The organism is Paenibacillus sp. FSL k6-2145 (assembly GCF_037976585.1).
Classification (GTDB): Bacteria; Bacillota; Bacilli; order Paenibacillales; family Paenibacillaceae; genus Paenibacillus.
The window spans coordinates 6,499,061-6,520,666 of record NZ_CP150267.1 but is presented as its reverse complement, the minus strand read 5'-3'; the positions used below and the strand labels follow the sequence as shown (position 1 = coordinate 6,520,666).

Here is a 21,606-nt window from a genome sequence, read left to right as displayed (position 1 = left end):
ATGAATGATACAGCAACACATTGAAAATGTTGCGAAAACCAACCCAAAAAGGCCCCTGCCGAAAAGGCATATAGGGAGCCTTTTTTTGGTACGAACAACCTGAAATAAAGAGAATATTCAAACATTTGATTGAAAGGTGGGTATTTACCTCCGTTAATGCGTCAATAAGCTGAAAGCAGGCAGAATATGGTCTGTTATTCGCTTTGCCGCGAATGGGGTACGGTGATAAACTTCATAAATGTTCATAGTATTTTTGAACGACATAAGAGGAGGAGAAACATGGATGTTCTTAGGCAACTGCAAATCTTTTTTTGGGAAAAGCGAACGTATTTATTTGTATCAATCTTGTTCCTCGCCTTAGCGACCGCACTTGGGTTGGTGTATCCGTACATGCTGAGGATACTGATTGATGACATCATTGTTCCGCGAACTTTTGAAGACGTTCCCATAATTGCCTTGACAGTGTTAGGTGTAGTTATTTTGAAAGCGGGAATGCAGTTTTTACATGGCTTTTTTGGAGGACGCTTGGGTAACTTCCTGGCGTACAGACTTCGTAACGCATGTTATGAAAAGCTTCAATTTTTATCCTTCCGTTATTATGATACGGCCAAGACAGGTGATCTGATGTCCCGCCTCACGGGAGATTTGGAAGCCATCCGTAACTTTATCGGATTTGGTTTCGCCCAGATTCTCAACATGGTTTTGATGGTCGTATTCGGCGCAATCATGATGATGACCATGAGTTGGCAGCTTACACTGTTCACACTCATATGCATCCCATTACTTGCCTTCGTTGCGCTGAGATTCGAATCCAAAATTCACCCTGCGTTTCAGGAGATGCGGCTGGCGCTCAGTTCACTGACAACAGCGGTACAGGAGAATATCACTGGCGTACGTACGGTAAAATCCTTTGCACGTGAGCCTTATGAAGTGGAGAAATTCTCTACACGTAATGAACGTTACAAGACAAATCAGATTCATGCTGCAACATTGTGGAGTCGTTATTTTCCGATCATGGAGATTCTTGCTTCGGTGAGTATCGTGCTGTTGCTGGTGATTGGTGGAAGAATGGTTATACAGAAGACGCTGACACTCGGTGAACTCGTTGCCTTTTTCAGTTTGATCTGGTACATAATCGGTCCAATGTGGAACCTTGGGTTCCATATCAACAATTATACGCAATCCAAAGCTTCAGGTGAACGGGTGCTCGAACTGCTCAATACGCCAGTGGACGTGGAAGAAACGCAAGATCCGGTCATTGTGGAGGCAGACCAGGTGAACGGCCATGTGACATTTGAATCCGTTACCTTTGCCTACGGCAACAAGATGCCAGCGGTAACCGATATTAATTTTGATGCTGCACCCGGTTCTGTAATCGGTTTCCTCGGGGGGACAGGGTCAGGTAAATCAACCATCATTCAGCTTCTGATGCGTGCATATAACGTCAACTCGGGTACGATCAAGCTGGATGGCAAAAACATCAAAGATATAGGCATTCGCAGTTTGCGGAGTCAGATCGCTTCTGTTTTCCAGGAAACATTCCTGTTCTCATCCAGCATTCGTAATAATATTTCCTACGGACTTAAGAACGTCACCATGGATGAGATTATCCGTGCAGCCAAGCTGGCCAAGGCTCATGACTTCATTATGGAATTCCCGGACGGATATGACACGGTGGTTGGTGAGCGCGGTATGGGTTTATCGGGTGGACAGAAACAGCGGATTGCGATCGCAAGGGCTTTGCTGAAAAATCCGAAAATTCTGGTACTTGATGACGCAACAAGCGCCGTGGACATGGAGACAGAACACGAGATTCAATCCGGTTTCCAGGAAGTTATGCGCGGCAGAACGACATTTATTATTGCACACCGTATTTCTTCACTACGACATGCAGATGAGATTCTGGTGCTCGATGAAGGTCGCGTGGTACAACGTGGCAAACATACCGAACTCATTGAAGTGCCTGGACCATATCAGGATGTTTATAAAATTCAATATGCAGATTATATTGCCCGCGGTAAGCGGGAGGCTGGGGAGCAGGTGAATTCATGAGTGCCGAAACGATAGCAGACAGGCGCGAGGCCAAAGGGGCCTCTGAGAAGAAACTGAATGAACGATTTGTGTATCAGGATGATGAAATTATTGAAAAACCGTTTAACTGGAAAGAGTTCGGACGTTTATTTGCATACATGAAACCTTATGCGAAACAACTGTTACCACTTGTTATTCTAATGATGATTTTGGGTACCATTACGAAATTGTCCGTACCTTTTCTCATCAGTCTGGCGATTGACCGTGCCATCGCACCGGCAACGGGGTTGCCAAGCATGACTATGCTGTATCTTATCGCAGGCTCCATATTTGTGTTGTATCTCATTCAATGGGCTGCCAATACGTACCGGATCAAACTGACAAACATTATCGGACAGCGCGTTATTTATGATCTTCGCTCGGATCTGTTCAAGCATATCCAGAAGCTGTCCTTTAACTTTTTTGACAAAAGGCCGGCAGGTTCCGTACTGGTACGTGTTACGAATGATATTAACTCCCTTCAGGATCTATTCACGAACGGTGCAGTTAACGTCATGATCGACTGCGTACAGCTGCTCGGGATCATTGTGATCTTGCTGTTGATTAACTGGAAACTGGGCCTTGCCGTAATCATTACGGTGCCAATCATGTTTATCATCTCGACCAAACTGCGGGTGCTGATCCGTCGTGCTTGGCAGGATGTGCGCATGAAGAACTCTCGGATTAACTCCCACTTGAATGAATCCATTCAAGGAATTCGAGTGACTCAGGCCTATACCCAGGAAAAAGAGAACATGAAATACTTTGACAACATGAACCTGTCCAGCAAAAAGTCATGGGATAGAGCATCAGCGATGAACCAGGGCTTTGGACCGCTGATTGAGATTACCGGCGGATTCGGTACATTAATCCTTTTCTGGTTTGGTGCTTATCTGATTCAGGAAGGTCAATTGACTGTGGGATTACTTGTTGCTTTTGCCAACTATGTCGGCAACTTCTGGGACCCAATCAACCGTCTGGGACAGATGTACAATCAGTTGCTGGTTGCGATGGCATCATCGGAGCGTATCTTCGAATTCATGGATGAAAAACCAAGTATTGCAGATAAACCAGGTGCCAAGCCACTTCCTTCTATTAAAGGAGATATCGCATTCGAAAATGTTGTGTTCGAATACGAGAAGGGCAGACAGGCGCTCAAAGGTATCAGCTTCTCGGCGGCTGCGGGACAATCGATTGCACTTGTTGGTCATACGGGCTCAGGTAAAAGTACGATCATTAATCTGATCAGTCGTTTCTATGATATATCTGGCGGACGTCTCACCATTGACGGACAGGATGTGCGGGATGTAACGGTAGAGAGTTTACGCAGCCAGATCAGCATTGTATTACAGGATACCTTCATCTTCTCGGGTACGATTCGTGACAATATCCGATTTGGACGACTGGATGCAACGAATGAAGAGGTGGAGGACGCAGCCAAAGCAGTCAATGCACATGAGTTCATCATGAAGCTGCCTGGCGGATATGATACCGAAGTAGAGGAACGCGGGAACGTATTATCCATGGGACAGCGACAATTGTTATCCTTTGCCCGTGCGCTGCTTGCTGATCCACGCATACTGATTCTGGATGAAGCTACAGCCAGCATTGATACGGAGACAGAGCTTAAAATCCAGGAAGCATTGAAGGTGCTGTTGCAGGGAAGAACGTCCTTTATGGTCGCTCACCGTCTCTCAACCATCCGGAATGCAGATAACATTATCGTCCTGGATCATGGTGAAATTAAAGAAGAGGGTAACCATGAGCAGCTTATCCAAAAACAAGGCGTGTATAATGGATTAATAGAAGCTCAATACAGATTTTTGTGATGAAACCTTCGGACGCCTGTGAAGCGTCTGAACACATATGAACTTATAACATTCTGGCGTTCTTTAGCCTGATCTTTCAATAATAAGTGTATCTTATTCATTGAAGACAGGTTAGAGGATAGCCGGAGTGTTTTTTTTTTTCATTAGTGTGGTATGTTATATTTTTGAAGAATGAAATCAATACAATCGTTCATGGCTGGAGGGAGATCAATGCAGATGGACAACAACGAAATAAATTCAAAGCATTTGGATCACCTGGATCATATGAATTTTAGGCTCCTTCACGTGAACTATACGAGTGACCCTGCGACGGAGTGGCTTCTGAGGAAACACTTCATTGAAACATACATGTTATTATTTGTAGCCAGTGGACAAGGGTGGTTAAAGATCGATGGCAGTTTCATCGAATTGAAGGCGGGCGGACTGTATGTAGGCTTCCCGGGGCAACTGGTTGAGGCAAATGTGCATTCGTTGGATGAACGAGGCGTGTATCACATGAGTTTTGATGTCATGTACGCACTGGAGCAGGAGGGTGGAACAGCCCTTGATATGATGAAGCAACTTTTACGTAATGAAGTGAATGGCGGGGTCAGCTCATCTTCGCCCGTTGCTGTTGGCGTGATCTGTCAGATGATTTACCACCACACGTTGAAGAAGGATGGTTTGCAAAGGTACTATGGTCAGATTCGTTTTCAGGAACTATTGTATACCTTGTTTTATGACGTGGCCTGTGCCGAAAAGACGGATCTCGTTTCACCAATTGAACATGTCAAAGGCTACATGGAGCAGAATTATTCGAAGAGATTAACCATTGAGGAATTAGCAAATGTGGCACGAATGAGCCCTCGACATTTCATGCGTTTATTCAAGAAAAGGTATGGTTACAGTCCTGTGGACTATTTAACGCTATATCGAATCAAACAAGCCCAGATCTTAATGAGAAATGATCACAGTTATCGACTCAAGGATGTGGCATCGTACGTGGGTTATCAGGATGAGACGTATTTCCGGCGTAAATTCAAACAAATCTCTGGCATTCCACCAGCAGCGTTTATACGTAATAGCAAACAAAAAATTGCTGCACTTCATTCTTTGAGCATTGGTATACTGCTTGCTTTGCAGATCATTCCATGTGCCGCGCCGGCAAGTCATCCGTGGACATACTATTATAGACGTAAATATGAAACGGACAAAGTTATGCCACTCGCAGAGAGTGAGACCACCTGGCTGGAACAGCTTCGATTAGTTAAACCTGATTATATTATTACGATTGGGACGGAGTCTGAGTCTCTGCAAAGTCAGCTACAATCTATTGCTCCAGTGTGTGACCTCCCGTGGGGAAAAGGCGATTGGAGAGAACATTTGAGATATGTTGCAAGTTTTTTGGACAGGTCGGATATTGCAGAGGTATGGCTTCAAAGATATGAAGAGAAAGCAACGATCATAAAGAATCAGCTTGCGGATTTCATACGAAAAGACAGATTAGTCGTACTCAAAGTTCATGGTGAAGCGTTGCAGATGTTAGGCCCAAGGAGCATTGCTTCCGTTTTTTACGTTGATATGCAAATGGAGGGTCCCGAAGGAGTTGAGACTTATTGGGAACGGGGAACAGCGACCATTAAGGAACTATCTGTTCTCAACGTTGAAAGAATATTACTGATTGTGGGTGATGATGAGACATCCAGGCAGACATGGTCTGCTGTGCGTAAGTCTGAAGAATGGCTTGAGTTGTTAGCAGTACAGGATGGCAGAATGGATATCCTGTTGTCGAGCGTCCTGCTGGACTACACTGCGTTTACCCATGAGCTTATGTTGGATGAAATATTAAAGTTATGGCAAGATCGTCCATAGCAAAAAGTCTGAATAGTCAATATCATGCCTGAACATATTTTATTATACTACTCCTATATCGTAGTGATAATGATAATTATTATTGATTAGACATTGTCATATATTAATGACCTATAGGGGGTACATACAGAATGAGATTCAGAAGGATAACCGTAATATGCACAATGATGTTGATGCTCGTTATTTCGGCTTGTGGTGCAGCAGGCAAAGAAGCATCCTCGAGCAAGGGACAAGAAGCGGGTTCCGCCAATTCTTCAACAACAGAAGCCAGTCAGGTGAAAAAAGTGAACATGGAAATGGGAGAAGTTGAAATTCCGGTGAACCCACAAAAAATAGTTGGTTTGTCCGTTGTATATCCAGAATTTTTATATTCACTTGGCATCGTACCCATTGCTGTACAGAACTACCATGAGGATTTTCCTTCTTACTTGCAAGAGCCATTTGCAAACACGATGAAAATGGGAATAGGAAGAACGCCTAACTTTGAAGCCCTCATGGAGGCAGCTCCGGATTTAATTATCGCTCCTGACTGGTGGTCCAAAAAGGACTATGATCAGCTTACTCTGATTGCACCTACCGTACTTTTGCCACAGCGTGATGATTGGCGCGATGAACTGCGGGATATGGCCAAAGTTTTGGACAAAGAAGAACAGGCAGAAAAGGTGATCCATGATTTGGTGGATAAGGAGAAGGTAGCTGCTGCCAAATTGGATAAGCTGATTGGTGAGGAGACTGTTCTCTACATTAGAGTGATGGAAAAAGAAATCGTACTTCATGGGGAGAATCTTGACCGAGGAAACTTTGTCCACAAACGATTGGGAATGAATCCACTTCCTAATTTCCCGAAAGATCAAACGGCCATGTCCGTATCCTTGGAAGTACTGCCTGAATACGACGCAGATCATCTGATCGTACAGCTGGATGATGAGACTAATCCGGAAATTAAAAAGAAATTTGAAGAAATGTTATCTTCATCGTTATGGAAAAATCTGAAAGCAGTCAAGCAGGACCACGTCTACATGGTGGGTGGCAAGGAATGGTTCAATCTGGGAATGTCTCCACTTGCCGATGAATATGTCATTGATGATATTGTTGCTGCTTTTGAAGCAAAAAACAAATAAAACAAACTGGGAATGTTACTTGTATCTCGAATTCATAACTAAATAAACAAGGTGTGTTTAAAATGAATGAAGAAGATATCTATGATGTAACCATCATTGGAGGCGGCCCTGCTGGCATGTATGCGGCTTTTTATGCAGGGATGCGTGATATGAAAGTCAAAATCATTGAAGGGAAGGACCAACTTGGTGGTTTTCTGCATACCTATGCGGAAAAAACAATTTGGGATGTTGGTGGCCTGCCACCTATGAAATGTTCGAAGTTGATCGAATGGCTTGTTCAGCAAGCAAATACGTTTAATCCAACGGTTGTATTGAATTGCCAGGTAGAAAGGTTTTCCCGACTGGATAACGGAATATGGAGTATATATACCGCTGAAGGGGAGATACACCATACGCGCACGATCATTGTTGCAGTAGGCCGCGGTATCGCAGAGATTCAGAAGCTGGAGCTTCAGGAGCCGATTGAATATGAGCAAGAGAACCTTCATTACACCGTGCAAAATCCAGAACATTTCGCTGGGAAGCGTGTACTCATTTCGGGTGGAGGCAACAGTGCTGTAGACTGGGCAATTGAACTTGCTCAACTTGCTCGCAGTGTAGTTGTAATCCACCGGAATAATGAGTTCCGCGCGATGGAACGAAACGTCAGTGAGATGAACAATATAACGGATGTGAGAACACCATACAGCATCACGCAGCTTCATAATAATGGAAATCGAATCCAGCAGGTTGTGATCACGCATATGAAAAGTCAGGACAATGTAGTGTTGGAAGTGGATGAAGTCGTCATTAGTCATGGATATAAAAGCAATTTAAGTGATCTTGCCAGTTGTGGCTTAGAAATGGACGATGGAATGGTTCTAATGAGCCACCATGCACAGACGAGTCTTCCGGGTGTTTTTGCAGCAGGGGACTGTGCGACCCACGAGAGCAAAGTTAGACTCATTGCAGGTGCCTTCAATGATGCGATCGTGGCAGTTAATAGTGCGAAACAATATATGACGCCAGACGCACCCCAGATGGCTTATGTTTCTTCCCATAATGAAATCTTCAGAGAAAAAAATCGACAAATTCCAAGTCTTTAAACTTGGGATTTGTTTGCGTATTTCGATTCGTTGGAGTATTAAAGTCTGATCTTTTAACATTTCCTTAATTTTGGGAGGAATGGAAGGAGTATCGAATCTGTAAGCGGTAATTGTAAAATTTGATCGAAAAAACACAAAAAATCTTGTAAAATTCACAAGAAAAATAGGGAGTACTCTTGCAATCTTTAACCAAAACCCCGAAAATAGAGAGACAGATATAGAAGATTTCTCTTTGGGAGGATTGGAAAGAACATGTGGGGTGCTCCTTTTACGGCTCAAGCCAAAAAAATGCTGCTACTAGGCAGTGGAGAATTGGGAAAAGAGGTCGTTATTGAGGCCCAACGACTGGGAGTAGAGACGATCGCTGTTGATCGTTATGAGAACGCACCTGCAATGCAGGTCGCGCACCGGTCTTACTGCATCGACATGCTGGATGCCGAAGCTTTGAAACAATTGATCCGTAAAGAAAAACCTCATTACATCGTACCTGAGATTGAAGCTATTGCAACAGAAGCTTTACTGGAGCTTGAGGAAGAGGGATTTTGTGTAGTACCTACTGCCCGAGCTGCACGTTTAACGATGGATCGCGAAGGCATCCGTCGGCTTGCAGCCGAACAATTGAAACTTCCGACAGCTGACTACCTTTTTGCGGACAACCTGGAACAACTTCAGGAAGCCGTACGTGAGCTTGGCACACCTTGTGTCATTAAACCATTGATGAGTTCTTCCGGCAAAGGGCAGAGTGTATGCCGTACACCGGGCGACGTGGAGGATTGCTGGAACATTGCTCTTTCGGGAGCACGTGGCAAATCTGTTCGTGTTATCGTGGAGAGCTTTGTGCAATTTGACAGTGAGATTACATTACTTACCGTTAGGTCTGTATCTGGCACCGTATTCTGTCCTCCGATCGGCCACATTCAGAAGGATGGGGATTATGTCGAATCCTGGCAACCTCATGCAATGACTCCTGAACAATGGGAGCAGGCTTGTCATATTGCCAAATCCGTCACGGATGAACTTGGCGGTTATGGACTGTTTGGAGTGGAATTGTTCCTGACTCCGGATGGTGTTGTGTTCAGCGAGGTATCGCCTCGTCCACATGACACAGGAATGGTTACAATGGTGACGCAAGACAGTTCCGAGTTTGCGCTGCATGTACGTGCAATTCTTGGTTTTCCGGTCACAGGTGTACATCTGTTGACACCGGGAGCTTCAGCAACGCTGAAGGCTAATGATGAAACATCTGACTTTACTGTAGGCGGGATAGAAGAAGCACTGGCTATTCCTCGTACTCAGATTCGTGTATTTGGCAAACCTGAGACCAAAGTAGGACGCCGAATGGCTGTAGCCTTAAGTGCTGGCCAAGATGTGGAAGAAGCTCGTAAAACAGCGGTGAAAGCCGCTAATATGCTGAAAGTGGAGGTAAATCATGTCCAATAATGTTGAGGCCCCTGTACTGATGATCCGAGAGTGTGAGCTGCGAGATGCTGAAGCGGTAACGGGACTGATGCGAGAGGTCAGCTATCCGACAACAACCAATGTCATGAAAGAACGCATTGAATGTTTGGAAACCAATCCAAACGCATGCATGCTTGTTGCCGAAGTGGATGAACAAATTATTGGTGTGATTGGCTTGCAATGTGTGCAAAGTCATGCCTATCCAGAACCTGCCGCACAAATTACTTCCCTGATTGTAGGTCAAGAACATCGTGGTGGTGGGATTGGCCGTCGTCTGATGGCTCGTGCCGAAGATTGGGGCAGACAGCAAGGTGGTAAACAACTGTTTGTCACGGGTGCTAACCGTGAAGTGACTTCAACAACGTACTCTTTTTATGAGCACATTGGTTTTCAGAAGAGAGGCTATCGGTTCAGTAAAGTTCTTCTATAGTATAAAAAAAGTTTCTTCTATTGCATGGAAATTCTCATGATATCCTGATCTGCACATTCTGGTGTGGTGAATGATAAATAGATGGTGAAGCGACATTCGACTAGCATTTTTAGTCCGAATGTCTTTTTTTTGTGCTTTTGTCAACGGGGATAGAGCCTTACGGGATAAGCCCTCAGACAAATCTGTAACATTCTAAAAAATGACAAAAAAGTTACTTTTCCATATTTTATAGGTTCACAATCTCCTGTTGAATTGATATACTGCTAGAGTATTAATTACAAAGTTGTAATAACTAATCTTAAGGAGATGAATGAATTTGAAAAAGAAATGGATGAAAACTGTCGTAACGAGTAGTCTGACAGCCGTACTGGCCGTAGGGGTAATGCTTCCTGCTTCCGCGTCTGCTGCAGATTCAACATATAAGACTATCACAACGTACAAAATTACAAGTACAGACAGCTTGAAAGCTTATATTGAGAAATGGCTCAAACAAAATGGATACACCGTATCCGAGGGGCAAATTGTAGAGAAGCCTGCTACGCAGCCTGATCAAACAACGAAACCTGCTGAGCCGACAACAAAACCAACTCAACCAACAACAAAACCTGCTGAACCTACAACTAAGCCTGAGCAACCGACTAAACCAACACAACCAGCTCAAGAAGAAAAACCGGAAACTACACCGGCTAAAGATCCTTCAAACACAGGTAATACAGGTAACAATACAAGTAATAATGGTAGCGAAAGCACACAATCCGACTTTGCTACTCAAGTTGTAAAACTTGTGAACGCTGAGCGTGCTAAAGCAGGTCTGAACGCTCTGTCTTCAGATGCACTTCTGGACAAAGTGGCTGTTGCTAAAGTAAAAGATATGAGCAACAACAACTATTTTGATCACCAGTCACCTACGTATGGTTCTCCGTTTGATATGATGAAACAATTCGGAGTAACTTACAGCTATGCAGGTGAGAACATTGCCCAAGGACAAAAAACACCACAGGAAGTGGTTACAGCTTGGATGAATAGTGAAGGTCACCGTGCCAATATTCTGAGCAAAAACTTTACGCATATCGGTGTAGGTTTCTACAACGGATACTGGGCACAAGAGTTTATCGGTAAATAATCGATTTATAATGAAGAAAGTATGAATTTCTTTTCCACAAGGTTATGCCAGCACACAGTTCAAATCTGTGTATGGTATAACCTTTTTTCCGTAAAATGACATAAGGAAAATGAATTCTGCGAATATAGCGCCAAAATTTGCAAATTAACGACAGAACATTTATGTTATTTAGGAATAGCATCATCAGGGCGTGTCTGAAAACTCCGAAGGAAGCGGATTTTCAGACACGCCTTAATGTAAAGTCATTATAAATTATTAAGCACCCGGATTGGTGTACATGAGCGGAGATGTGATGATGAAAAAGAAAAAAAGCCTTGATTCAGCACCATGGATCTGGAGAACCGTCAGTACAGTATCCATCTTGGCAACCTTGTTGTTGTTATTTGGATTTGGATACGCCATAAAAGACGTGATTTTCCCCGAGGGAGATTCAGCGTTAACTACAGGCCAAGAGGCAACTGCTCCATCTAAGGATAAAGAAGGAGAACCGGCTGTAGTGGAAGATAGGAAGATTCGGATGGCTGTCATCGGCGATTCCCTGGCAAGAGGTACGGGGGATGATGAAGGACTCGGTTTTGTGAGACGTGCAGGGAACCTGCTTAAAGATAAAGGATATGACGTTCAGGTTCTTAATAATCTGGGTGTAAACGGTTTGAGAACAGATGCTTTACTGGAAAAACTCGATGAGCAAGGCGTGCGTTATGTCTTACAACAGTCCAATTTTATTTTGCTCTCGATCGGCGCAAATGATTTGTTCCAGGGAGGACAAGTTCTACAGGGTGAAGATCCGCCAACAGCAGAGCAGCTGGCAGCGGCTTTGCCGGAAACGTCGAAGCGCCTTCAAGAGATATTGAAGAAAGTCAAAGAAATTAATCCCGATGCACAGATTGCGTACATAGGGCTGTACAATCCATTTGGCGATGTGAAGGAACTAGAGAAGCCGGGTAATGCAGTAGTTGCTGCATGGAACGATGCCGCACTGGCTATTTTGAACAATGAGGACAAGATGACACTTGTCCCTACATTCGATTTATTTGAAAATCATCTGGGGGAGTATCTCTCGTCAGATCATTTCCATCCCAACGGACAAGGTTATGAGCAAATTGCAGTTCGGATTACACAGGAATTCCAGGCAGATACACCGGCAGAAGGGAGCGGAAATTAAATGGCAGAGAAGCAGTATGATTCCGTCTTGTCTGTACAGCATCTGAAGAAGCGGATCGGACGCAAGTGGATCATTAAGGACGTTACATTTGACGTAAAACCTGGTGAAATCTTTGGATTTCTCGGTCCCAATGGTGCCGGAAAAACAACAACGATACGGATGCTGGTGGATCTGATCAAACCGACAGAAGGAAAAATTAAAGTCTGTGGTTATGATGTGAATCGGGACCCTGAGCGTGCTTTGAAGTATGTAGGCTCCATTGTTGAAAATCCGGAGGTATATACATATCTGACAGGATGGGAGAACCTGGAGCATTTCGCTCGCATGCAACCAGGTGTGGACAATGAACGAATTCAGGAAGTTGTAGATATTGTGCGTCTGGATCAGCGGATTCACGATAAAGTCAGAACGTACTCATTGGGTATGCGTCAACGGCTCGGTATTGCACAAGCGCTGCTTGGGCGACCGCGTCTACTTATTCTGGATGAACCGACAAATGGTCTTGATCCAAAAGGCATTAAGGAACTTCGTGTCTTTATTAAGCAACTTGCCAGCGAAGGTATGGCTGTATTTGTCAGCAGTCACTTGTTAAGTGAGATCCAGCTTCTCTGTGACAGAGTAGCCATTATCAGTGCTGGACGTGTGCTTGCTGTTGGAGGTGTAAGCGAACTGATTGAAGATCATTCGAAGTTGGCTATATGGCATGTTTCACCACTGGAGCAAGGCAAAAAAATGTTGCAGGATGCAGGCATTGCTCTGGTAGGTCGACCTGCGGATGTGATGGATGATACCATTGTTGCGGGCCTTGGTCCCAACGCCGTGGTTGCCGAGATGCATGAAGATCGAATTCCTGATCTGGTGCAGCAGATGGTTCAAGCAGGTATTCAGGTTGAAGGGGTACAGCGGATTCAGCCTACGCTCGAACAACTATTCTTAAAAATGACAGAAGGTGAATCCATTGAGTAATATCATGCCTCTGATCCGTAATGAAACGATTAAGATGGTGAAGAAAAAACGGCTTTATATTATATTTATTGTACTTGCGGTCCTCGTACCGATGTTTACGTATGCCCAGATGAAATCTGCGGAGAATAATCGCGACAAGTTTGGCGGCGATTGGCGTCTTGAACTTCAACAGGCCATCACAGACAATCAAAATTCGCTCGGTAGCGATCGGGTACCTGAAGAGTACAAAAAATATAGAACAGTATATATCCAACAGATGCAGTATTATCTCGAAAATGACATCAATCCCAAAGAACCGGGTGGTGTTACCTTTACACGGGAGTTCATGAACAACGCAGTTGGATTGTTTATTCCACTGTTAATCATGGCTATTGCTTCAGATCTTGTTTCAGGTGAACGTACGACAGGTACGATTAAAATGCTTTTAACGCGTCCGGTTAGACGCTGGAAAGTGCTTCTGAGTAAATTAATTACGCTGATTATGTTTGTTTCAATCATAGTGGTATCAGCCTACATTATATGTTATGTCATATCGGGTGCGGTCTTTGGTTACAAAGGCTTCAACATGCCAATCTTCACAGGATTCAAAGTTGTGGGAACAGATGTTGATATGTCGGCAGTGCATGCTGTAGACCAGTGGCTGTATATGCTTATGCAGGCAGGACTGATCTGGTTTGTGAGTGTAATTGTGGCTATGCTTGCATTTATGGTATCCGTACTTGTGCGAAGTACAGCTGCAAGTATCGTTATCATGATGGCCGCTCTGATTGCTGGAACAATCTTGACCAGTATGGCTGCATCCTGGCAGACAGCGAAATATCTGTTCATGGTTAACCTCGAACTTCCTGATTATTTGTCAGGCGGATTACCGCCAATCGAGGGTATGAATTTAGGTTTTTCCCTTATTGTGCTTAGTGTTTGGGGCATTGCTTCACTCATTGTGTCATTCCTTGTCTTTACGAAACGGGATATCTTGAATTAAAATGGACAAGGATAAGAAAACATCTGTTTGCATTTTAGGCATTTTTTTAGTTGCAAGTTAAGAAGGGGGAGCATGAATGGTCGAGCAAATCGATATGTCGGCAGGTTCGACAGGCGGAGGACAGGGGTCTTCAGGCTACGACGCGGACGACATTCAAGTACTTGAAGGGTTGGTAGCGGTACGGAAACGGCCGGGGATGTACATCGGCAGCACCAGCACTTCGGGTCTACATCATTTGGTATGGGAAATTGTCGACAACGCTGTCGACGAACATCTCGCCAAATTCTGCTCCAAAATCGATATCACGCTGCATAAGGACGGTTCTATTACGGTTCAGGATAACGGAAGGGGAATTCCGACAGGTATACATAAAACAGGGATTCCTACTCCCCAGGTCGTGTTTACGATTTTGCACGCAGGCGGAAAGTTCGGTGGATCAGGATACAAAAAATCAGGCGGTTTGCACGGTGTAGGTGCGTCAGTTACAAACGCATTGTCCGAGTGGCTTGAAGTCGAGATTTTCCGTGATGGCAAGATTCATCGTCAGCGATTCGAGTATTGGAAGGACAAAAAAGGGATTGAACATGTCGGTGAACCGGTCTCCGGTCTCGAAGTGTTGGGCAATACCAATCGGACAGGTACAAAAGTTACATTTAAACCGGATATTCGGGTGTTCCAGAACGGCATTCAATTTAATTATGATACATTGGCAGAACGCCTCCAGGAGATTGCTTTTCTGAATTCAGGTCTGAGAATTGTGCTTAAGGACGAACGTTCGGGCAATCAGGATGAATACATGTATGAAGGCGGAGCAAGCCAGTTTGTTGCTTTTCTGAACGAAAATAAAGATGTGTTGCATGATGTTATTCACTTCTATGCGGAGAAGGATGACATTGAAGTCGAAGTGGCAATCCAGTATAACGCGGGTTATACAGAAACACTGGCTTCGTTCGTGAACTCGATCCCTACTCGGGGTGGCGGTACTCATGAGACCGGATTCAGGGCTGCGTATACCCGTGTAATGAATGATTACGCACGGCGTACCAGCATGATTAAGGAAAAAGACAAAAACCTCGAAGGTAATGACCTGCGTGAAGGTATGATGGCCGTCATCAGTGTCAAAATGTCAGATGTTGAGTTCGTGGGTCAGACAAAGGATCAGCTCGGCAGCGCTTCCGCTCGAAGTGCAGTGGATTCGGTCGTGTCCGAGAATATTCAAAGGTTTCTGGAAGAAAACCCGCAGGTAGCTCAAACGTTAATTCGCAAAGCGGTTCAAGCCTCCAGAGCCAGAGAAGCAGCTCGCAAAGCACGTGATGATATGCGTACAGGCAAGAAACGCAGTGAAAGTTCCAACCTGAACGGCAAGCTGACGCCGGCGCAATCAAAGGATTTTACCCGAAATGAGTTGTTTATTGTTGAAGGTGATTCCGCAGGTGGTTCTGCCAAACAGGGCCGTGACTCGAAGATCCAGGCTATTCTGCCGCTCAAGGGAAAACCGCTCAATCCGGAAAAATCGAAGCTGGCCGACATTCTCAAAAATGAAGAATACCGTGCCATTACAGCGGCGATCGGGGCGGGCATAGGAACCGAATTTGCAGTTGAAGACAGCAATTATTCCAAAATTATCATTATGACCGATGCGGATACGGATGGCGCACATATTCAGGTGCTGCTGTTGACCTTCTTTTATCGTTATATGAAGCCTTTAATTGATGCAGGCAAAGTATATATTGCTCAGCCGCCATTGTACAAACTTACTCGTAAGTCTGGTAAGCTCGCGACTGTTCGATATGCATGGACGGATGAAGAACTGGCGAATTATATGAAGGAATTCGGTAATAATGTTGAGCTTCAACGTTATAAAGGTCTTGGTGAGATGAATCCGGATCAACTGTGGGAGACAACAATGAATCCGGAAACTCGTGCGATGCTGAAGGTACAGATTGTTGATGCAGCAAAAGCAGAACGTCGTGTATCTACGCTCATGGGTGATAAGGTTGATCCGCGGAAACGCTGGATTGTAGAGAACGTCGACTTTACAGAGTACGAAGAATAGAAGGTGCTTGGAATGAGTCCATCAGAACAATTTATGCCGGCCTTTCTCGAAGAGGTCGTTGGGGACCGTTTCGGTCGCTACTCCAAATATATTATTCAGGATCGAGCCATTCCGGATGTCCGGGATGGGTTGAAGCCAGTACAACGGCGTATTCTGTACGCCATGTACGATTCAGGTAATACGCCTGACAAGACTTACCGCAAGTCTGCCAAAACCGTTGGGGACGTAATGGGTAATTATCATCCACATGGTGACTCCTCCATCTATGAGGGTATGGTGCGGATGGCTCAGCCTTGGAAAATGGGCCATATGCTCGTGGACGGTCATGGTAACTGGGGATCACAGGATGATGACCCGGCAGCGGCGATGCGGTATACGGAGGCCCGTTTGTCGCCCATCGCAATGGAGATGCTTCGCGATATCGAGAAACGGACGGTGCTGTTTAAGGATAATTTTGATAATACGGCCAAAGAACCGGTTGTATTGCCATCCCGTTATCCGAACTTGCTGGTTAATGGCGTCAGCGGTATTTCCTCGGGCTTTGCAACCGAGATTCCTACACATAATCTGCGTGAGGTCATTGATGCTTCCATCGCTGTGATGGAGAAACCGTCGATTGAGCTGGACGAGATCATGATGTTTATGAAGGGTCCTGACTTTCCAACAGGCGGATTGATTATGGGCGGTGACGGCATTCTGGATGCCTATCGCACAGGTAAAGGACGGATCTATATCCGCTCCAAAACCGAGATTGAAAACATGCGCGGTGGCAAACAGCAAATCGTCATTACCGAGATCCCTTATCAGGTCGTGAAGTCTCGTCTGGTTACAGCGATGGAGAACATCCGACTTGAGAAGAAGGTTGAAGGTATTGCCGAAGTGCGTGATGAGAGTGGACGTGAAGGTCTGCGAATCGTGGTTGAGCTGAAAAAAGAAGCGGACGCACAAGGTATTTTGGCTTATTTGCTGAAGAAAACCGACCTGCAGGTCACCTATAATTTCAATATGGTGGCGATTGTGAATAAAGCACCTCACCAATTAGGATTGAAATCGATCCTCGAGGCTTACATTGCCCATCAGCGGGAAGTTGTAACATTCCGTACCCGGTTTGAGCTGGAGAAGGCGCAAGACCGTGCGCATGTGCTCGAGGGCTTGGTAAAAGCACTTAACATCCTTGATGAGGTCATTGCGGCCATCAAAGCGTCGAAGAACCGTCAAGATGCTCAAAATAACCTGATGTGGATGTTTGGATTCACGGAACGCCAAGCGGATTCCATCCTTACTTTGCAATTGTACCGTTTGACTAATCTGGAGATCAATTCTCTGGAGAAGGAACTTGGTGAACTGATGAAGAAGATTGCACAACTACAATCCATTCTGGATAGTGACCGTAAGCTCATCGGAGTCATCCGCAAAGAATTGATGGAGATTCGTGAGAAATACGGCATAGACCGTCGTTCCGCGATCCAGGGTGAAGTGGAAGAACTCAAGGTTAATCTCGAAGTGCTTGTCAATGCGGAAGATGTATTTGTTACGTTATCCAAAGAGGGATACGTGAAACGTACAGGCATGCAGTCCTTTACACGTTCAGGTGGTGAACGGAGCGGAAGTGGAGTAAAAGATGGCGATTATATCGCTCAGGTTCTGGAAGTAAATACGCTTGAGAACTTGCTTGTCTTTACGAGGAAAGGGCAGTACTTCCTGTTACCTGTTCACCAGGTACCTGAATTCAAGTGGAAAGATCCAGGCACAGCCATTGTGAATGTCATTCCCCTTGCGAAAGATGACCGTATTGCAAGTGTGCTTGCTGTGAAATCCTTTGAAGAGCCAAACCACAGTCTGGTTTTCGTTACGCGAAGAGGACAGGTGAAACGAACGGAACTGAAGGATTACGTTACCAAGCGTTCCGGTGCAGTTGCGGCTTGTAAAGTGGGCAAGGACGATGAAGTGTTATTTGTACATCTAAGTACAGGTGGTCAAGATATTATGTTGATTACAAAAGAAGCCATGGCGATTCGTTTCCGAGAGGATGAGGTTAATCCAATGGGACGTGTATCCGGTGGTGTTCGTGGTATTCAGTTAAGAGATACAGATGAAGTTGTATCTGCCCTATGGGTAGAAGGAGATGAAGGTGAAGTTGCCGTGTTGTCCGATTTGGGATATGGTAAACGTTCATTACTCCTGGATTATGCTATCCAGAGCCGTGGAGGCAAGGGGCTTGCCACATTCGAGTTCAAGGAAGGCAAACGTGTGAAACCGAATGGCAGCCGTATTGTTGGAGCGTTTTATTGCAAAGAGCAACGTAAGATCACTGTAATGACCAAGGAAGGCCAAGTGCATCCGATCTCTTCGGAAGGTGTTCCGATTACTGAGCGCAAACACATTGGCAAACTGATCGTTCCTGTGGATAAACAGGACGAGATCGTTGAACTTCTGAGGGACTTCAATGAGAATCAACCAGCATCATCTTCATAAAAACAAACAAACGAGACTTTTCGCAGAACAGCTAATCCTGTCATGCGAGGAGTCTTTTTTTGTTGTTCGAAGGCGGATTAGAAGAGGTCATTCATGCGAAGTTTAACAACCTTCGTCGATTACGGTCGATCGCTAGGAAATTGAAAAAAGGCAGCAGGAATGCGGCTTTGGAGCGCGAAAACTTAAGCAGGTGAAGTGATAACCGGTTGCAGAGAGGAGCGATGGAAGATGTATAATTCCGATTTTGCCAAGTGCTGGTCCAGGTTAACGAAAGATTATAAATTGCATATGGATCAAGAGCTGGCACCCTCATTAACGGAGGCTCAGCTGGCTGTTCTGGAGGTACTTGAAGATCATCAGAAGATGAAACCTTCGGATCTGATACCTTATCTGGCGACTACGCCAGCTGCTGTAACCATGCTGCTCGATCGGATGGAGAAAAATGATCTGATTCGCAGGAATCGGGATAATCAGGATCGACGCATTGTGTGGGTATCTCTGTCAGAGAAAGGAAGAATGGAGACAGAGCGGGGAATCACCATCCGTAACGAATTCATGAACTCTGTTCTCAGTAACATTTCGATGCACAATCAACAATTGCTGGTATATCTGTTAGGCAAAATGACAACACCGAAGACCAAAGAGCCTGCCTTATCTACTTCGGTATGATACCATGCTGATTCTTCTGAATAACCATAGGAGTGCCTGCTCGTTTCATGCAGGAGCCCTATGGTTATTTTATTTACAAATTACATATGATACACACTGTGTCCAGGTTAGTTGAGTAAAGGCATGGATGTAACACAGTTAGTATGTCCTGATATTATTTTTGTGAATTCATATGTAAAGAGTTGACTATGTAAATATTTTTGTTATAATAAATAATTGTTCCCCTGATATTTCGTGTACGAAATATTATATTCCAAAAGTAAAAGGGTGAAACAATGACTGATACGTATGAAGTATTCTATATTATTAATTCGTTCCGCCAAGTGAATCAAATGCTTTTTCGAGCATTTTGGAATGAAAACAAGGAGATCGAGCTGACTTCGATCCAGTTTATGGTGTTATCCATCCTGAGGGAGCGTCCTTCCATTGGCATCAATGAAGTGGCTGAGCTATGCCATATGGGCAGCAGTTCCATGAGCGCTGTTGTGGAGCGACTGGTCAAAGGCGAGTATATCGTTCGGACACGTTCAGATGCTGACCGCCGATCCGTTAAGCTTCAGATTACGGACAAAGGGGAACAGGCCCAACAGGAAACGCACCATTTGTGGATGGAAAGAGTGTCACCCATTCTGGATATATCGAAGGAAGACCTTGAGCACCTACTTAGAATTCATAGTCAAATGATTGAAAAGTTAGAAGGAAGAGAGATGAACAACATATGAGTACGACTACTGCTGCAGCTCCATCCTCAGCGATGGACAACATCAAGAAAGGCCCGATTGTAGCGGCATTGTTAATTGGTGCCTTTGTGGCATTCCTGAACCAAACCCTGATGAACGTAGCGCTTCCTAAAATCATGGAAGACCTCGCGATCAATGCAAACAAAGCCCAATGGTTAACTACGGGTTATATGCTCGTCAACGGTGTACTGATTCCGGTTACGGCATATCTGATTGCCAAATTCTCAACGCGTCAAATTTTTATTACAGCCATGACTCTATTTACCATAGGTACATTAGTCTGTGGTCTTAGTCCAACCTTCACCATTCTGATGGTAGGTCGTGTCATTCAAGCGGCAGGTGCAGGTATCCTGATGCCTCTCATGACCGTTGTATTCCTGACCATCTTCCCGATTGAGAAACGTGGTCAGGCCATGGGAACCATGGGGATCGCGATGATTCTGGCTCCTGCGATTGGGCCTACACTTTCAGGTTATGTGGTTGAGCATTATTCCTGGAGATTGTTGTTCTACATCATCTTGCCATTTTCTATTATTGCAACGGCAATTGGTATTGCTTTTGTCAAAAACGTAACACGTCAGTCCAGACCTAAACTGGATTATCCAGGCGTTATTTTATCTACACTTGGTTTTGGTAGTTTGCTCTACGGATTTAGTGATGCGGGTACCGATGGATGGGGCAGTGCAATTGTCATTGGATGTCTCGTCGTAGGTGCGATATCCCTGATTCTGTTCGTTATTCGTCAACTGACAACAGATCATCCGCTCCTTGAGTTCCGTATTTTCAAGTACAACATGTATACATTAACCACAATTATCAATATGCTCGTGACAATGGCGATGTTTGCAGGTATGATCCTGCTTCCTATTTTCCTGCAAAACATTCGTGGATTCTCACCAATTGAATCAGGACTTCTGATGATGCCTGGTGCGATATTGATGGGGATTATGTCTCCAATTACAGGTCGCATATTTGATAAAGTGGGCGCACGCTGGCTATCGGTTGCAGGTCTTGCCATTACGGCGATTACAACTTGGGGACTGAGTCGCCTGGCAATCGATACTACTTACGGCTACATGATGTTTATCTATACGGCTCGTATGTTTGGTATGTCGATGCTGATGATGCCGATCCAGACAGCAGGTCTGAATCAACTGCCTCAGCGTCTGAACGCGCATGGTACAGCGATGTCCAACACATTGCGTACTGTTGCCGGTGCGATCGGTACAGCCATTCTCGTTACCATCATGAGTAGCAAGCTCAAAACACATCTGGCGGATGCAGTGGCTGCGGGCCAAGTTGACCCTAATAATAAGACAGCGATGTTAGCTGCTACCGCAGATGCAACAATTTACGGTGTTAACTATGCATTCATCGTGGCTACCGGAATGACCGTGGTTGCTTTGATCATGGCGTTCTTTATTCGGAAAACAAAACCAGCTGTTGAGCCTGTTACTGTAGAACAGGAAAAAGCGACGGCTACAGCATAACGAATATCAGAAAAAACCAAAAAAGAGAACTCTAGCAGTTGAAATGGGGTAACCCTAACTGCCTGAGTTCTCTTTTTTTTTGGTGTGCGCAATATG

At 44.8% G+C, this 21,606-nt stretch carries 16 protein-coding genes; all 16 read left to right on the top strand.

What is annotated here, in order from left to right; translation table 11 throughout:
* The first annotated feature begins 279 nt into the window (after window positions 1-279).
* The 16 genes from NZ043_RS28790 to NZ043_RS28715 all read left to right on the top strand — a co-directional run bounded on the left by NZ043_RS28790 (window position 280) and on the right by NZ043_RS28715 (window position 21,510).
* Entirely contained in the window at window positions 280-2,052 is a 1,773-nt protein-coding gene (locus NZ043_RS28790; RefSeq protein ID WP_124116257.1) for an ABC transporter ATP-binding protein, read from the top strand.
* The gene (locus tag NZ043_RS28785) at window positions 2,049-3,899 is read left to right on the top strand and encodes an ABC transporter ATP-binding protein (protein ID WP_091017941.1); all 1,851 of its coding nucleotides are present in this window, start codon (window positions 2,049-2,051) and stop codon (window positions 3,897-3,899) included. The genes NZ043_RS28790 and NZ043_RS28785 overlap by 4 nt, the downstream gene beginning before the upstream one ends.
* A 210-nt stretch (window positions 3,900-4,109) precedes the next feature.
* A complete protein-coding gene (locus tag NZ043_RS28780; RefSeq protein ID WP_339309897.1) occupies window positions 4,110-5,750 on the top strand; it encodes an AraC family transcriptional regulator in 1,641 nt (546 codons plus the stop codon).
* A 131-nt stretch (window positions 5,751-5,881) separates the two neighbouring features.
* Window positions 5,882-6,871, top strand: a complete 990-nt coding sequence (locus NZ043_RS28775; protein ID WP_339309896.1) for an ABC transporter substrate-binding protein — start codon at window positions 5,882-5,884, stop codon at window positions 6,869-6,871.
* A 62-nt stretch (window positions 6,872-6,933) separates the two neighbouring features.
* Window positions 6,934-7,956 (top strand): NAD(P)/FAD-dependent oxidoreductase, encoded by a 1,023-nt coding sequence (locus NZ043_RS28770; RefSeq protein WP_339309895.1) that lies wholly within the window; start codon window positions 6,934-6,936, stop codon window positions 7,954-7,956.
* Window positions 7,957-8,208: 252 nt separating this feature from the next.
* Window positions 8,209-9,396 carry a formate-dependent phosphoribosylglycinamide formyltransferase gene (purT, locus tag NZ043_RS28765; RefSeq protein WP_339309894.1) on the top strand — a complete coding sequence of 396 codons (1,188 nt, stop codon included), beginning with the start codon at window positions 8,209-8,211 and terminating at the stop codon, window positions 9,394-9,396.
* On the top strand, window positions 9,386-9,844 hold the full coding sequence (locus tag NZ043_RS28760) for a GNAT family N-acetyltransferase (RefSeq protein WP_017687788.1): 459 nt from the start codon (window positions 9,386-9,388) through the stop codon (window positions 9,842-9,844). Before purT ends, NZ043_RS28760 begins: the two co-directional genes overlap by 11 nt.
* 316 nt (window positions 9,845-10,160) lie before the next feature.
* Complete coding sequence (locus NZ043_RS28755; protein WP_091029008.1) at window positions 10,161-10,967, top strand: CAP domain-containing protein; 807 nt, start codon at window positions 10,161-10,163, stop codon at window positions 10,965-10,967.
* A gap of 277 nt (window positions 10,968-11,244) precedes the next feature.
* On the top strand, window positions 11,245-12,132 hold the full coding sequence (locus NZ043_RS28750; RefSeq protein WP_339309893.1) for a GDSL-type esterase/lipase family protein: 888 nt from the start codon (window positions 11,245-11,247) through the stop codon (window positions 12,130-12,132).
* On the top strand, window positions 12,133-13,098 hold the full coding sequence (locus NZ043_RS28745) for an ABC transporter ATP-binding protein (RefSeq protein ID WP_249912269.1): 966 nt from the start codon (window positions 12,133-12,135) through the stop codon (window positions 13,096-13,098).
* The gene (locus NZ043_RS28740; RefSeq protein WP_211084733.1) at window positions 13,091-14,080 is read left to right on the top strand and encodes an ABC transporter permease; all 990 of its coding nucleotides are present in this window, start codon (window positions 13,091-13,093) and stop codon (window positions 14,078-14,080) included. The genes NZ043_RS28745 and NZ043_RS28740 overlap by 8 nt, the downstream gene beginning before the upstream one ends.
* A 76-nt stretch (window positions 14,081-14,156) precedes the next feature.
* Entirely contained in the window at window positions 14,157-16,136 is a 1,980-nt protein-coding gene (parE, locus tag NZ043_RS28735; RefSeq protein ID WP_249912270.1) for a DNA topoisomerase IV subunit B, read from the top strand.
* 12 nt (window positions 16,137-16,148) lie between these two features.
* Window positions 16,149-18,611, top strand: coding sequence for a DNA gyrase subunit A (gyrA, locus tag NZ043_RS28730; protein ID WP_339309892.1), 2,463 nt, complete (start codon window positions 16,149-16,151; stop codon window positions 18,609-18,611).
* Window positions 18,612-18,839: 228 nt separating this feature from the next.
* Window positions 18,840-19,280: a MarR family winged helix-turn-helix transcriptional regulator gene (locus tag NZ043_RS28725; protein ID WP_124116267.1), complete on the top strand. Its 441-nt coding sequence runs from the start codon at window positions 18,840-18,842 to the stop codon at window positions 19,278-19,280.
* 275 nt (window positions 19,281-19,555) lie between these two features.
* Window positions 19,556-20,002, top strand: coding sequence for a MarR family transcriptional regulator (locus NZ043_RS28720; RefSeq protein ID WP_036613308.1), 447 nt, complete (start codon window positions 19,556-19,558; stop codon window positions 20,000-20,002).
* Window positions 19,999-21,510 (top strand): DHA2 family efflux MFS transporter permease subunit, encoded by a 1,512-nt coding sequence (locus NZ043_RS28715; RefSeq protein ID WP_091029016.1) that lies wholly within the window; start codon window positions 19,999-20,001, stop codon window positions 21,508-21,510. The genes NZ043_RS28720 and NZ043_RS28715 overlap by 4 nt, the downstream gene beginning before the upstream one ends.
* Window positions 21,511-21,606 lie beyond the last annotated feature (96 nt).